Genomic DNA, 14,705 nt, shown 5'->3' with positions numbered 1-14,705 from the left:
GAAACTTGAATTATTTAGTGTATATCCATCTTTTGTATAATCACTTTTCTGAGTCTGTCATGACCCATTTGGCTATTGGAATGAAAACCGCGTGAGACTGTTTGCTCAACTGAGTTGGTATTTTCGTCGTGAATGGCGGCGCTATCTGGGGGCGGTCGCGCTATTGATTGCGATTGCTATTCTACAATTACTCCCTCCAAAACTGGTCGGCGTTATTGTCGATGGTGTGACGCAACACGGCATGTCGATGACCGAAATGATGAAGTGGATTGGCGTTATGCTGCTTACCGCCGTCATGGTCTATCTGTTGCGGTACGTGTGGCGCGTGTTCCTGTTTGGGGCGTCATACCAGTTGGCGGTTGAGTTACGAGAAGATTTTTACCGCCAACTGAGTCGTCAGCATCCTGCATTTTACCAACGCAATCGTACAGGTGATCTGATGGCGCGCGCCACGAACGATGTCGATCGCGTAGTCTTTGCCGCCGGAGAGGGCGTACTGACGCTGGTCGATTCGATGGTGATGGGCTGTGCTGTGCTGGTTGTCATGTGCACTCAAATCAGCTGGGAACTTACCCTGTTGGCGCTGCTCCCCATGCCGGTCATGGCGCTTTTCATCAAACGCTACGGCACCCAACTGCATAACCGTTTTAAATCCGCACAGGCGGCGTTTTCTTCGCTTAACGATCAGGCGCAGGAAAGCTTAACCAGCATTCGGATGATTAAAGCCTTTGGGTTGGAAAACTACCAATCTTCGCGTTTCGCACAGGTTGCGGCGGATGCCGGCGCTAAAAACATGCACGTCGCTCAGGTTGATGCCCGCTTCGATCCCACGATTTATATTGCCGTCGGGCTTTCAAATTTGTTGGCGATTGGTGGCGGCAGTTGGATGGTGATTAACGGTTCGATAACGCTGGGCTTATTGACCAGCTTTGTCATGTATCTCGGATTGATGATCTGGCCGATGCTGGCGCTAGCCTGGATGTTTAATATTGTGGAACGTGGCAGCGCGGCATATGGCCGCATTCGTCAGATGCTTGCGGAAGAGCTGGTGGTGAAAGACGGTGAAGAATCATTGCCTGCCGGACGGGGCGTGTTGGAAGTGAATCTCTCTGCATTTCGCTACCCGGATAATACCCGTGATGCTTTACAACATGTTCAGTTTACGTTGGCGCCGGGGAATATGCTGGGGTTATGTGGGCCGACAGGGTCAGGGAAAAGTACGCTGCTGGCGTTGATTTTACGTCATTTCGATACTCTGCCGGGAGAGATTCGCTATCACGATCGTCCCTTGAACACGATTCGTTTGGATGAACTCCGGAGCCGTTTTGCCGTTGTAGGGCAAATGCCTTTTTTGTTTTCGGACACGGTAGCGCAAAATATTGCACTAGGGCGGCCTGATGCCACGCAACAAGAGGTTGAACAGGCGGCGCGGCTTGCGAGTGTTCATGACGATATTCTGCGTTTGCCTCAGGGCTACCAGACCGAGGTTGGCGAGCGTGGTGTGATGCTATCGGGCGGTCAGAAACAGCGGATTGCGATTGCGCGTGCGTTATTGCTAGATGCTGAGATCTTGGTGTTGGATGATGCGCTGTCTGCGGTTGATGGGCAAACGGAGCACCAGATTTTACAGAATCTCAAAACATGGGGTGAGAAACGGACGCTGATCATCAGCGCACATCGCCTGTCCGCGCTAACTGAAGCGAACGAAATCGTGGTGTTGCAACAGGGACAAACAGCGCAGCGTGGCACGCACAGAGCGTTGGCAGCAGAGCCCGGTTGGTATCGAGATATGTACCGTTATCAGCAACTGGAGGCGGCGCTGGATGATGTGCCGCAGTTGGAAGGAGCGGAAAATGAATAGCCCTCAACGGTTTTGGCCCACCCTGAAACGTCTGCTAGCTTATGGTTCCCCTTGGCGGAAACCGTTGTTACAGGGTGTCCTGATGCTGTGGATTGCTGCTATCGCTGAAGTTTCTGGTCCCGTTTTGGTCAGTTATTTTATTGACGATCTGGTGGCAAAAGGCCAATTTCCGCTGGCGATTGCGGCTGGCTTGGCAATGGCCTATATCCTGCTGCAAATTCTGGCAGCCTCGCTGCACTATTTTCAGACCCTGCTGTTTAATCGGGTCGCTGTGGGTGTTGTTCAGCAACTGCGTATTGATGTAATGGATGCCGCGTTGCGTCAGCCGCTTAGCACATTTGATACACAACCTGTTGGACAGTTGATTTCACGCGTCACCAATGACACCGAAGTAGTTAGAGATCTGTACGTCATGGTGGTGTCAACGGTATTACGTAGTGCGGCGTTGGTTGGTGCAATGCTGGTGGCGATGTTCAGTCTGAACTGGCAGATGGCGCTCGTCGCGCTGATGATTTTCCCCGCGGTCGCAACGGTCATGGTGCTGTACCACCGCTTTAGTACGCCGACGGTGCGCAAGGTGCGAAGCTATCTGGCGGACATTAACGATGGTTTCAACGAAGTGATCAATGGCATGGGCGTCATTCAACAATTTCGCCAGCAGGCACACTTTGGCAAGAAGTTGGGGGCAGCCAGCCATAAACATTATGAAGCGCGTATGAAGGCCTTGCGTCTGGAAGGTTTTCTGCTGCGGCCGCTGCTGAGCTTATTTGCCGCGATGGTACTGTGTGGCTTGTTGATGCAATTTGGTTTTAGCTCGATGGGATCGGTTGGCGTTGGGGTTCTGTACGCGTTTATCAACTACCTTGGCCGCCTGAATGAACCACTGATTGAGTTGACTACCCAGCAATCCATGTTGCAGCAGGCGGTCGTCGCTGGTGAACGTATCTTTGAACTGATGGATGGCAAAAAGCAGACCTACGGCAATGACGAGCGTCCTCTGGTTACCGGGCGTGTCGATATTGACGATGTCTCTTTCTCATATGGCACAGAGAAACGTGTGCTACAGAATATTTCTCTGACGATACCTGATCGCGGATTTGTCGCTTTAGTCGGGCATACCGGTAGTGGGAAAAGTACACTAGCGAGCTTGCTTATGGGGTATTACGCGCCAGATGAGGGTGAAATTCAGCTTGATGGTCGGCCGTTATCGACGCTCTCTCATACCGTTTTGCGCCAAAATGTGGCAATGGTCCAACAGGATCCCGTTGTGCTGGCGGAGTCCATGTTTGTGAATGTGACGCTGGGACGTGATATCAGCGAAGAGGCCGTCTGGCACGTGCTGGAAGTGGTACAGCTTGCTGAACTGGTTCGAGATTTTCCTGAAGGATTGCATACGCGCATCGGCGAACAAGGGAACAACCTGTCTACCGGACAAAAACAGCTGTTAGCGATTGCGCGAGTCTTGGTGCAAACGCCTAAAATCCTGATTCTCGATGAGGCCACTGCGAATATCGACTCAGGTACGGAGCAGGCGGTGCAAAAGGCGCTACGTATCATCAGGGAACAGACGACCTTGATTATCATCGCCCATCGGCTTTCCACTATCGTTGAGGCTGACACGATTATGGTGCTCCATCATGGGCAAACGGTTGAGCGGGGAACGCACGAGCAACTGCTGCAACAGCAGGGGCGCTATTATCAAATGTATCAATTACAGCTAGCCGGAGAGGATCTCGCTGCCATCAGCACGGAATCTTGCCCTGCATAACACGATTATCGGTAATGCCACGGTCTGCACTGCCTCGTATGGTGCAGACCAACAGTCTACGCATCGCTTCGCACCATCAGTAAGCATCGTGATTCTGGTTTTTACTCGCTCTGCACTAAAAATACCCTCCATGCACTAATTTAGTGCAATTCTTGCTCCGAATTCTTCACTATTCCAGTCCTGTCGCGTTTGCTTTTTGCACTTTTCTCTCTCTAATCGCGTTCTCCCTCCTGATTTATGCCAGATAAATCATTTATGGCACACCGTTTGCTTTAATCATGACGTAGACCGACTTCATAGAGTACGTAATCGAACAAGTGGCGGGCGAAAGCCTGAACGTAATGGCTAGGGGGAAGATAAATGAAACTGGTTACTGTGGTGATAAAACCATTCAAGCTGGAAGATGTACGTGAAGCGTTATCTTCTGTCGGCATCCAGGGGCTCACCGTCACTGAGGTGAAAGGATTTGGTCGTCAGAAAGGGCACGCGGAGCTATATCGTGGCGCAGAATACAGCGTTAACTTTTTACCCAAGGTAAAAATTGATATCGCGATTGCAGACGACCAACTGGACGAAGTGATCGACGTCATCAGCAAAGCCGCGTACACCGGAAAAATTGGTGATGGCAAAATTTTTGTCGCCGAGTTGCAAAGGGTTATCCGTATTCGTACGGGTGAAACTGACGAAGCCGCACTTTAACAACACCTAGCGTAGATACGTAAATAGGGATGGATGAAAATGAAAAAACTACTCTCTTCATTAGGTCTCGGTGTGGCGGCATTACTCCCGTCCTGGGCAATGGCTGCGACACCGACGATTGATAAAGCGGATAACGCTTTTATTATGATTTGTACCGCATTGGTACTCTTTATGACTATACCGGGCATCGCACTGTTTTATGGCGGCCTGATCCGTTCTAAGAACGTTCTGTCCATGATGACGCAAGTAAGCGTAACGTTCGCGATGGTCTGTATCCTGTGGGTAGTTTACGGGTATAGCCTGGCCTTCAGCGAAGGTAACGCCTTCTTCGGTGGTTTCAGTACGTTTATGCTGAAAGGCATTGGGATTGAGTCCATCAGCGGCACCTACTACCAGTTTGTGCATGTGGCTTATCAAGCTTCCTTCGCCTGTATCACCGTTGCGTTGATTGTCGGGGCGATCGCTGAGCGTATTCGTTTCTCTGCTGTGCTGATTTTTGTTGGGCTGTGGCTGACATTCTCTTACCTGCCAATGACGCACATGGTATGGGGCGGTGGCTATCTGGCGGCGGATGGCGCATTAGACTTTGCTGGTGGTACGGTCGTTCACATCAACGCCGCGGTTGCTGGGTTGGTTGGTGCTTACCTGCTGGGTAAACGTGCTGGTTTTGGTAAAGAAGCCTTCAAACCGCACAACCTGCCAATGGTGTTTATCGGTACCGCGATTCTGTATATCGGCTGGTTTGGTTTCAATGCGGGTTCTGCGGGTGCTGCGAACGGTGTCGCTGCTCTGGCTTTCCTGAACACGGTTGTTGCAACTGCTGCTGCGATTCTGGCATGGGTTGGCGGTGAGTGGTTGGTGCGCGGTAAGCCTTCTCTGTTGGGGGCGTGCTCTGGCTGTATCGCAGGTCTGGTGGCAATTACCCCAGCGGCGGGTACGGTTGGTGTGGGTGGCGCTCTGATCATCGGTCTGGCTGGTGGTGTTGCAGGCCTGTGGGGCGTAACGGTACTGAAAAGATGGCTGCGTGTGGATGACCCGTGTGATGTGTTCGGTGTTCACGGCGTGTGCGGTATCGTTGGTTGTATCTTGACGGGGGTATTCACGTCGGCATCGCTGGGTGGAACGGGCTATGCAGAAGGTGTGACAATGGCACATCAGGTTTGGGTACAGCTGTTCAGCGTGATTGTTTGTCTGGTGTGGTCTGGCGTGGTGGCATTTGTCGCCTTCAAGGTAGCGGATATGATCGTCGGTCTGCGTGTACCTGAAGAGCAAGAGCGCGAAGGTCTGGATGTTAACAGCCATGGCGAGAGCGCTTACAACCAATAAGTAAGGCAGTTCAGATACAGTGAACAGGCGTGGAGGAAACTCCACGCCTGTTTTGTTTTACGGCTAACGTTGTTCAAACTGCGTTGTTTTAGCGTTGTAATACGGTTTGTCAGCAGATTTACTGCTGGCGACGACGCATCACGCCTTCCTGCACGCTGGATGCAACCAGCACGCCTTCTCGAGTATAGAATTGCCCACGAACGAAGCCACGAGCGCCGGATGCGGATGTGCTTTCCACGGTATAGAGCAGCCAGTCGTCCAGCCGGAAATCACGGTGGAACCACATTGAGTGATCGATCGTGGCGACCTGCATACCCGGTTCCAAAAAGCCAACGCCATGAGGTTGTAAGGCGGTGAGTAGGAAATTGCAGTCAGACGTATAGCCAAGCAGATATTGGTGAATACGCTTATCGTCCGGCAACGGGCTGCTGGCACGGCACCAAACGTGTCGTACTGGCTCGTCTACTTCGCCCTTGAGCGGGTTATGGAATTTAACCGGGCGCATCTCTATCGGGCTGGCCTGAATAAATTTATCGCGAAAGCGGGGTGGAAGAAGATGCTGCATATCTTGTGCGATTTCTTGCTCGGATCTCAGCGCCTCTGGCGGTGCGACATCTGGCATCACATTTTGGTGCTCAAAACCTTCCTCATGGCTTTGAAATGAGGCGGTCATATAAAAAATGGGGCGACCATTCTGGATAGCGCTAACGCGGCGAGCGCTGAAACTGTTGCCATCGCGCAGGTTTTCAACGTCATAAATAATCGGTTTCTGACTATCGCCGGGTAACAAAAAGTAGCTATGAAAAGAGTGAATGTTGCGCTCGACAGGAACGGTCTGCTTAGCGGCCGACATAGCTTGACCGACGACCTGCCCACCAAAGACCTGGCGCAGCCCCAAATCATCGCTTTGTCCGCGAAATAGTCCTTCTTCGAGTTTCTCTAAATGCAGGAGGTCGAGAAGGTGTTGTAGTGATTGACTCATGGTATCGGCCTCAATGGATGCGGATGGTAATTATCTATTTGTTTTTAAAGGTATAAAGTATCCATCCATGGACTTTTATTATAATGAATGTGCGGTTTTCAGGGAAAAAATCAGAATTTTGCACCATCATTATTGTGTTTAGTGACTCATACTGTTTATGAGTGCCGGTTTTCGATGCCGGTAGTCTGACAATAATAAAGGAGACTGACCGAATGAAATTATGGCATATCTTAGGCGGTATCACGTTATCGATGACTCTGGCTGCATGTGCACAGAGAAGTGATTATGGTGTTTCTCCTCAGACAGGTGCACCTGTCACCAGTGTTTCCTCTCAGCGCCCGGCTGTTGCGATGCCAGCGGTAACGGGTACTGTAAATATTCGTCAGCGCATTGCGCTACCTCACAACGCGGTTTTGACCGTCACAGTATCTGATGCATCTCTGGCTGATGCGCCTTCAAAAGTGATTACTCAGCGCGTGACGCGTACGGAAGGAAAGCAGGCTCCTTTCCAATTTGAGTTGCCGTATAACCCGGCTGATATTCAGCCCAACGCGCGTATCTTACTTAGCGCAGCGATTGCGATCGACAATCGTATCGTCATGGTGACGGAGAACGTCTTGCCGGTCATTAGCAACGGGGTAAATAACGCCGATTTGGTGTTGGTACCTGTCGCTTCTGTTCCCTTACCGGCGAAAAATCAGGAATCAATGATATCTAACCCGACGAATCAGACCCCTCATATGCTTCAGGGACAGCCTGCATCGTCATCGATGGCTCCGCAGCCAGTCTGGTAATACATCGGTATACGCGCCGTTATGGCGCGTATTGCCAACGATATTTAGCAAGATCAATCTTTCCCTGACGATTAAAAATGATGCCTTCTGCCTGCAATGCAGACTTCTGGCGCACATAATCTCCACCGACTAGCGATATTTCTCCTTTACGATTGATTACCCGATGCCAGGGGAGTTTGCTGTCTTTCGGTAGGCGTTTTAACACTCCGCCGACTTGCCTCGATGCTCTGGGTGAGTCGGCAAGCTGCGCGATGTCGCCATAGGTTGCTATTTTCCCATAAGGAATCGCCGCGACAATTTGAAAAACGCGTTGGCGGAAATTATCGTTTTCTTCTGACATCCGCGGGTGTTCCCGTGTTTCTAAGCCGATTGATCATCATAGTGGCATAGTGAGGTGAGTAAGAAAACAACGGTTAGTATGGGTTAGCTTGCAATTGCCTATCTCATCGCCGATAATGCCCACCGCTTTGTGACACACTGTTGTTATCATGTGCAAGCTGTTATGAAGTCGTCAATGGAGGCCCTGTCGGTTCTCCCGCAACACTAACCTGTGGACTCGGTCAGATCCGGAAGGAAGCAGCCGCAGCAGGAGACGTGTGTGCCGGGATGTAGCTGGCGGGGCCTCCACCAATTTAGCTTCTGTATAACCACGCTATCGTCAGATCGACCTTTGTTTTCTACCCATAGATCCCATCCTTTGTCACATACCCTAAGTCGCTCTCCAAGCATAAGCTCTGAGTCACCATTTCCTGCTCTCGGTTTTCTGGAAAGATTACTCATGCTTCTTTGCTTAGCGAGTAATAATCGCGGCAATTATTACGCCCTCTGTTTTTATCACACTATATACTATTAGTGATGTTATCGATGCGATTGTTATAAATGATAAGTGGCGAGGGAATAAGCGTGAAGTGAGAGGTGATTTTCATTTTTACTTAATATTAAAAATACAATTTGTTACAAGTATTACTTAATTAATGCATTAAAAGATAATAAAAACAAAGGCCGATAATATTATCGGCGCAGTGTATTTAATGTCAGTTTTTGTATGCGAGTCGTTAGAAATTAACGTACGTATCGCCATACTGCGGTAGGGATTTTGTCGTAGAGTTTGTTCATTGTCAGTTCAGCCAGACGATGATCGGCTGCGGAAAAGAACATCTCCAGTTCATCATTGGAGAGCTCATACTTGTTTTTTTCAATAACACGTTCGAGAGTGTCAATGGTTGTGCATTTACGCAAACGCATCAAATAGTCGATTTTTTTCATAATGGCCTATGCAAACAGTACCTGGTGGTTAAAAAATATAAATAAATTATTGCTTAAGTTTTAGCAGGCGTACAGACGTTCTCCCCTGAGAACATTCCGAATAATTTTGCTTTGGATTTCTGCCAGCGCCGTAGTTCAGCATCATTAATGCCATAGTTGCTAAACAAGACGTAAGTATCATCCAAATACTTTTCAACCTGCTCTGAAAGCTCACTTTCGTTAGGGTATTTTATTTTAAATGTGAGAATAAACGTAGCGATATGCTCAATAAGTTCATTTAATTGGAGATTGATCGCAGATGTTGGATCGTTGACCCAGCCGTGACTGCTATCGCCTAACGTTGCTATGCTTTCGTCACACAGATTCTCACATAAGAATCTGAGTTGGGCAATATCATAATGTTTCGGTGTGTACTCATCCATATCAATCCCTCCGTTAAGCCGTTATTCAGTGTTACTGCGGTTAACACCTGGTAAACAGGTAGACTGATGAAACTTGCAAGATAAAGACATTAGCATTGTTTCGTATTCATGCTGTTACAGGCAATACGTTGATGCATTGTGATTCGTTCAGCAATGAATGAAAAAACAGAGATTTTCTTACCTCCTACTATCTACTATGTCGCGAAATAGGGTTGGCGTAAATACCAACATATCATGACTTAACCTTAAGTATAGCTCTACCGTGTTGGTTACGATTACGTCATTCTATATATGACTATAGCAAAAGTGTTCGTAAAATTCGCGGATAATAGATAAGGTTTTCATTGCTATTTATTTTGATTAAACCTCTGATTTTTTGTTGTTGTAGTCAGCGTAGAATAAACTTGGCTGCGGATTATTTAATTATTTCTATCTGAAAATATGAGTAATGGCAGAAGTAATGCGAAGAGGCTTTCAATTGATAAGATGGAGGGAGGCTCGTTATCTTATTGTTTCAGCTGTTTTTTCATGAAAGTAATCCCGTACAGCCTTGTTAGTGTCATAACGCAGACTGTAGCGGGATGCGCTAGGGAAAGATTAACCTTTTTTCTTTTTTCCGCCTTGCACGGCCTTAAAGCGCGGGTTGGATTTACATATAACGTAAACTCGCCCACGACGGCGGACCACAATACAATCTTTATGGCGATTCTTTGCTGAACGCAGCGAACTAAGCACCTGCATTTAATAACCCTCTCTGATTACTTGAAGAAGTTCCCGAAACGCTGCTGGAAGCGCGCCGTGCTACCTTCTTTGGAATATTCTTTTTGCTTCCCGGTGTAATAGGGATGCGATGCCGAAGAAATCTCGATGACGACGTAAGGGTAGTTGGTCCCCTCAAGCTCAATGGTCCGATCGGTTTTAATGGTTGACCCAGTCCTGTAATAGACATCCGCGCTGGTATCATGAAATACCACTGTGCGATAGTCAGGATGAATACCCGCTTTCATAGTTACCTCAATTGTTATGTTATAACATATCTATCATGTTGCGCTTTTTTAGCATCAGGATCAACTATTATGTTTCTGTGAGGCGGCAGTATTCTCTAAGCCGCTGTAGATACGGATAAGATGAAAACAACTCGGTGCGTCGGGAAGTGAGGGGAGGGACGTAAAAAAGGCCGCTAGGCGGCCTTTTAGGGGATATATAGGTGGGGTTCAGTCTTAGTGAGCGGTTGTATCGTCTACTTTCTTGCTGAAACGACGGCGGACAACAACGAAGAACACCGGAACGAAGAAGATAGCCAGCACGGTTGCCGTAATCATCCCGCCCATTACGCCAGTACCAACGGCGTTCTGTGCACCGGAACCAGCACCGCTACTGATTACCAGCGGCATTACACCGAGGATAAAGGCCAGTGATGTCATCAAGATTGGACGCAAACGCATACGAACAGCATCCAGCGTTGCTTCAATCAGTCCTTTCCCTTCTTTTTCCATCAGATCTTTAGCAAATTCGACGATCAATATGGCGTTCTTCGCCGATAGCCCTATGGTTGTTAGCAGGCCCACCTTAAAGTAAACGTCATTTTCAAGACCCGTCATATTCGCTGCAATCAATGCACCGATGATCCCCAATGGAACAACCAGCATGACGGAGAACGGAATTGACCAGCTCTCATAAAGCGCCGCCAGACACAGGAACACGACAATCAATGAAATGGCATAGATTGCAGGAGCCTGGTTGCCTGATAACCGCTCTTGATAGGACATTCCCGTCCATTGGTAGCCGATACCTTGCGGTAATTTAGTGACGAACTCTTCCATCAATGCCATGGCGTCACCGGAACTTTTACCTGGAGCCGCTTCGCCCTGTATTTGCATGGATGGCTGGCCGTTATAACGCTCCAGACGCGGTGAACCGTATTCCCAGTGACTCTGCGTGAAGGCGGAGAATGGCACCATCTGTCCGTTACTACCGCGGATGTACCAGTTTTTGATGTCATCTGGCAGCATACGGAAAGGCGCGTCGGCCTGAACGTAAACTTTCTTCACGCGACCGCGATCGATAAAGTCATTCACATAAGAACCACCCAGCGTTGTTGCCAACGTTGAGCTGATATCTGACAGTGACACACCAAGTGCTTGTGCTTTTTCCTGATCGATATCAAGACGGAATTGCGGCGTATCTTCCATCCCGTTCGGACGAACTTGCACCAGCGTATCAGGGCGTTGTGCTGCCATGCCCAGTAACTGATTACGTGCTTCCGTCAGTTTTGCGTGCCCAAGGTTAGCCTGGTCAATCAACTGGAAGTCGAAACCTGTTGCGGTACCCAGTTCGATAATCGCAGGAAGGTTGACTGCGAAAACCATAGCTTCTTTATACTGGCTAAAGGCCGCGTTTGCTCGGCCTGCAATCGCCATAACTTTATTTTCTGCGCCGCTTCGTTCACTCCAGTCATTCAAGCTGGCGAAGGCCAAACCGGCATTCTGCCCACGACCAGAGAACCCGAAGCCCGTCACGGTAAACACAGACTTGACGTTACCTTTCTCATTGTCGAGATAGTATTGCGTCATTCTGTCCATGATTTTCTGGGTGTTTTCCTGCGTTGCACCTGAAGGTAACTGAACAATGTTCAGGAGAACCCCCTGGTCTTCGTCCGGCAGGAAAGACGTTGGCAAACGTAAGAACAACAGTGCCAGGCCCACAACAATCAGCAGATAGATGACCAGATAACGGCCAGTGCTGCGCAGGATATTCGCCACGCTGTCGGTGTAGTGCTGCGTGCTCTTCTCAAACAGTCGGTTGAACCAGCCGAAGAAGCCTTTTTTCTCACCATGATCGCCTTTGGCGATTGGTTTCAGCAGTGTTGCACAAAGTGCTGGTGTCAAAATCAACGCAACCAGAACCGACAGCACCATCGCCGAAACGATTGTGATGGAGAACTGACGATAGATTGCCCCTGTTGAACCACCAGTAAACGCCATCGGGATGAATACGGCGGACAGCACCAGTGCAATACCGACCAACGCGCCTTGGATCTGCTCCATGGATCGTTTGGTCGCTTCTTTAGGCGGCAGACCTTCTTCCGCCATAACACGTTCTACGTTTTCCACGACGACGATGGCATCGTCCACCAGAAGCCCGATGGCAAGAACCATCGCGAACATCGTCAAGGTGTTTATCGAATAACCAAACGCGGAGAGAATAGCAAAGGTCCCCAGCAAGACGACCGGCACTGCGATTGTTGGGATCAACGTGGCACGGAAGTTCTGCAGGAACAGGTACATCACAAGGAATACCAGTACAATAGCTTCCACCAGCGTTTTCACTACTTCGCTGATCGAGATCTTAACGAAGGGCGTTGTATCGTACGGGTAAACGACTTTCAGGCCAGAAGGGAAGAACTCTTCCGCTTTCGTCAGGGCATCTTTTACGGCAGTTGCGGTATCCAGCGCGTTCGCGCCTGTTGCCAATTTGATACCGATACCGGCAGCAGGTTTCCCATTGAAACGTGCGATAACGTCGTAGCCTTCTGCACCCAGCTCAACGCGTGCGACGTCTTTAAGGCGAACCTGAGACCCATCCGCGTTAACTTTCAGCAGTATTTTAGAAAACTCTTCTGCTGAATTCAGACGGGTTTGCGCAATGATCGAGGCGTTCAACTGCTGGCCGGGAACCGGTGGAGCGCCCCCCAATTGTCCTGCGGCGATCTGGTTGTTTTGAACACGGATTGCTGCGCTGACGTCACCTGCAGTTAACTGATAGTTATTAAGCTTGTTCGGATCCAACCAGATACGCATGGCGTACTGGGAGCCAAATAGCTGCGCGTCACCTACGCCAGATGTACGGCTGATAGGGTCTTTAACGTTAGCGGCCACGTAGTCAGCGATATCTTCCTGCGACATTTTACCGTCTTCACTAATGAAGGCGGCAACCATGAGGAAGCTGCTACTTGATTTCTGAACGTTAACCCCTTGCTGCTGTACTTCCTGCGGTAGCAGCGGCATGGCCAGTTGCAGCTTGTTCTGCACCTGAACCTGCGCGATGTCCGGATCGGTACCAGCCTCAAAGGTCAGTGTAATCTGGACTGTACCTGAGGAGTCACTGCTTGATGACATGTACATCAGGTTATCGATACCGTTCATATTCTGTTCGATAACCTGCGTAACGGAATCTTGCAGCGTTGATGCATCGGCCCCAGGATAGTTTGCTGTTATTTCAATCGCGGGTGGCGCGATTGTTGGATACTGGGCAATGGGTAATTTAACAATTGCCAGCAACCCCGTCAGCATCACCATGATGGCGAGTACCCATGCAAAAATGGGTCGATCTATAAAAAACTTAGCCATGAATTGTACCGGCTCCTGTTAGAACGTCTTAAGACTTCGCGGGTTCTGCTGACGCTTGTTGCGCCTGCTGATTTTCTGGAGCGACTTCTTTAGCTTTCACCTGCGCACCGGGTCTGATTTTTTGCAGACCAGTGACAATAACGCGATCGCCCGCTTTCAAGCCTTCGGTAACCAACCATTTGTCACCAATTGCTTTACTGGTTTTAAGCGTGCGTGGCTCCACTTTATCGCCTTCCCCAACAACCATCGCCGTGGCCTGACCACGCGGATCGCGGGTGATACCTTGTTGAGGTACTAACAAGGCCGTTGGGTTAACACCGGAATCGAGGCGAGCTCGTACAAACATACCGGGGAGCAGGTTATGCTGTGGGTTTGGGAAAATAGCGCGCAGCGTGATGGAACCTGTGGTTTCATCTACCGTTACATCAGAGAATTCCAATGTACCCGCTTCGGCATATTCGGTACCGTTTTCCAACAGCAGGCGAACATTCGCTTTGCCTTCATTCTGTTTCAGCGTGCCGTTTTCCAGCTCTCTCTTCAGTTGCAGGAAATCATTACTGGACTGCGTGACATCGATATAGATTGGATCCAACTGCTGTACGGTCGTTAATGCCGTTGCTTGGCCGGTGGCCACCAATGCGCCTTCCGTCACCGTGGATTTACCCACGCGGCCTTCGATTGGGGAATTAACTTTGGTGTACGCCAGATTTATTTGTGCAGTGTCTACTGCTGCTTTAGCTGCCTGAACCGCTGCGTCAGCCTGACGAGAAGTGGCAACTGCCTGATCGTAATCCTGCTTGCTGACGTAGTTGGTGCCCAGCAGTGGTTTATAGCGGTTAACCGTCAGGCGGGCAATTTCTGCCTGAGCCTGTGCCTGAGCAAGTGAACCTTTGGCGCTATTATAGTTTGCCTGGTATGTCGCAGGATCGATCTGATACAGCGATGCGCCAGATTTAACGTCAGATCCTTCAACGAAGTTGCGTTTGAGGATAATACCGCCAACCTGTGGGCGAACCTCTGCAATGCGGTAAGCACTTGTACGGCCCGGCAGTTCGGTCATAACATTCAGTGCTTCCGTTTTCAACGTAACAATACCCACTTCAGGCATCTGCTGCTGTGCGCCGCCTTGCTGATTGTTGCCGTCATCACATCCTGCAAGCATTAAGCCGCCAGAAAGCATCAGAACTGCCGCCAGAGGCGTTAGCCCTCTGTTTTTGTTCATAGATAAACCTCAAGTG

Annotated in this window: 13 protein-coding genes and 1 other RNA gene; 6 read left to right on the top strand and 8 right to left on the bottom strand. The window is 49.5% G+C overall.

Annotation, left to right across the window (positions count from 1 at the left end; translation table 11 throughout):
* Positions 1–91: 91 nt before the first annotated feature.
* The 4 genes from DUT67_RS16475 (at position 92) to amtB (ending at position 5,654) form a co-directional block, all read left to right on the top strand.
* Entirely contained in the window at positions 92–1,861 is a 1,770-nt protein-coding gene (locus DUT67_RS16475; protein ID WP_113632875.1) for a SmdA family multidrug ABC transporter permease/ATP-binding protein, read from the top strand.
* Entirely contained in the window at positions 1,854–3,629 is a 1,776-nt protein-coding gene (locus DUT67_RS16470; RefSeq protein ID WP_113632874.1) for a SmdB family multidrug efflux ABC transporter permease/ATP-binding protein, read from the top strand. The genes DUT67_RS16475 and DUT67_RS16470 overlap by 8 nt, the downstream gene beginning before the upstream one ends.
* 360 nt (positions 3,630–3,989) lie before the next feature.
* Positions 3,990–4,328 carry a P-II family nitrogen regulator gene (gene glnK, locus DUT67_RS16465; protein WP_002208627.1) on the top strand — a complete coding sequence of 113 codons (339 nt, stop codon included), beginning with the start codon at positions 3,990–3,992 and terminating at the stop codon, positions 4,326–4,328.
* A gap of 39 nt (positions 4,329–4,367) precedes the next feature.
* Positions 4,368–5,654, top strand: a complete 1,287-nt coding sequence (gene amtB / locus DUT67_RS16460; protein WP_048259146.1) for an ammonium transporter AmtB — start codon at positions 4,368–4,370, stop codon at positions 5,652–5,654.
* A 118-nt stretch (positions 5,655–5,772) separates the two neighbouring features.
* On the opposite strand, the gene tesB is transcribed toward amtB, so the two are convergent.
* Positions 5,773–6,636 carry an acyl-CoA thioesterase II gene (tesB, locus tag DUT67_RS16455; protein ID WP_113632873.1) on the bottom strand — a complete coding sequence of 288 codons (864 nt, stop codon included), beginning with the start codon at positions 6,634–6,636 and terminating at the stop codon, positions 5,773–5,775.
* 212 nt (positions 6,637–6,848) lie between these two features.
* On the opposite strand from tesB, the gene DUT67_RS16450 reads away from it, so the two are divergent.
* Positions 6,849–7,430, top strand: a complete 582-nt coding sequence (locus DUT67_RS16450; protein WP_048259148.1) for a YbaY family lipoprotein — start codon at positions 6,849–6,851, stop codon at positions 7,428–7,430.
* 19 nt (positions 7,431–7,449) lie between these two features.
* Here DUT67_RS16450 and DUT67_RS16445 read toward each other — a convergent pair whose 3' ends face one another.
* Entirely contained in the window at positions 7,450–7,770 is a 321-nt protein-coding gene (locus tag DUT67_RS16445) for an MGMT family protein (protein ID WP_015839360.1), read from the bottom strand.
* Between the two features lie 184 nt (positions 7,771–7,954).
* Here DUT67_RS16445 and ffs point away from each other — a divergent pair.
* Positions 7,955–8,051, top strand: an RNA gene (ffs, locus tag DUT67_RS16440) — signal recognition particle sRNA small type.
* 441 nt (positions 8,052–8,492) lie between these two features.
* Here ffs and DUT67_RS16435 read toward each other — a convergent pair.
* The 6 genes from DUT67_RS16435 to DUT67_RS16410 form a co-directional block, all read right to left on the bottom strand.
* Complete coding sequence (locus DUT67_RS16435; RefSeq protein ID WP_011092758.1) at positions 8,493–8,696, bottom strand: HHA domain-containing protein; 204 nt, start codon at positions 8,694–8,696, stop codon at positions 8,493–8,495.
* 53 nt (positions 8,697–8,749) lie between these two features.
* Positions 8,750–9,118 carry an Hha toxicity modulator TomB gene (gene tomB, locus DUT67_RS16430; protein ID WP_005976089.1) on the bottom strand — a complete coding sequence of 123 codons (369 nt, stop codon included), beginning with the start codon at positions 9,116–9,118 and terminating at the stop codon, positions 8,750–8,752.
* 597 nt (positions 9,119–9,715) lie between these two features.
* Positions 9,716–9,859 carry a type B 50S ribosomal protein L36 gene (ykgO, locus tag DUT67_RS16425; RefSeq protein WP_005976091.1) on the bottom strand — a complete coding sequence of 48 codons (144 nt, stop codon included), beginning with the start codon at positions 9,857–9,859 and terminating at the stop codon, positions 9,716–9,718.
* A gap of 17 nt (positions 9,860–9,876) precedes the next feature.
* Entirely contained in the window at positions 9,877–10,125 is a 249-nt protein-coding gene (locus DUT67_RS16420) for a type B 50S ribosomal protein L31 (RefSeq protein ID WP_113632872.1), read from the bottom strand.
* A gap of 213 nt (positions 10,126–10,338) precedes the next feature.
* The gene (locus tag DUT67_RS16415; protein WP_113632871.1) at positions 10,339–13,467 is read right to left on the bottom strand and encodes an efflux RND transporter permease subunit; all 3,129 of its coding nucleotides are present in this window, start codon (positions 13,465–13,467) and stop codon (positions 10,339–10,341) included.
* A 28-nt stretch (positions 13,468–13,495) separates the two neighbouring features.
* The gene (locus tag DUT67_RS16410) at positions 13,496–14,689 is read right to left on the bottom strand and encodes an efflux RND transporter periplasmic adaptor subunit (RefSeq protein ID WP_048259151.1); all 1,194 of its coding nucleotides are present in this window, start codon (positions 14,687–14,689) and stop codon (positions 13,496–13,498) included.
* Between the last annotated feature and the right edge of the window lie 16 nt (positions 14,690–14,705).

The sequence above is a fragment of the Pectobacterium peruviense genome, assembly GCF_003312355.2.
Taxonomy (GTDB): Bacteria; Pseudomonadota; Gammaproteobacteria; order Enterobacterales; family Enterobacteriaceae; genus Pectobacterium; species Pectobacterium peruviense.
The sequence above is the reverse complement of the archived record's forward strand: the minus strand, read 5'-3'. Positions and strand labels throughout refer to the sequence as shown.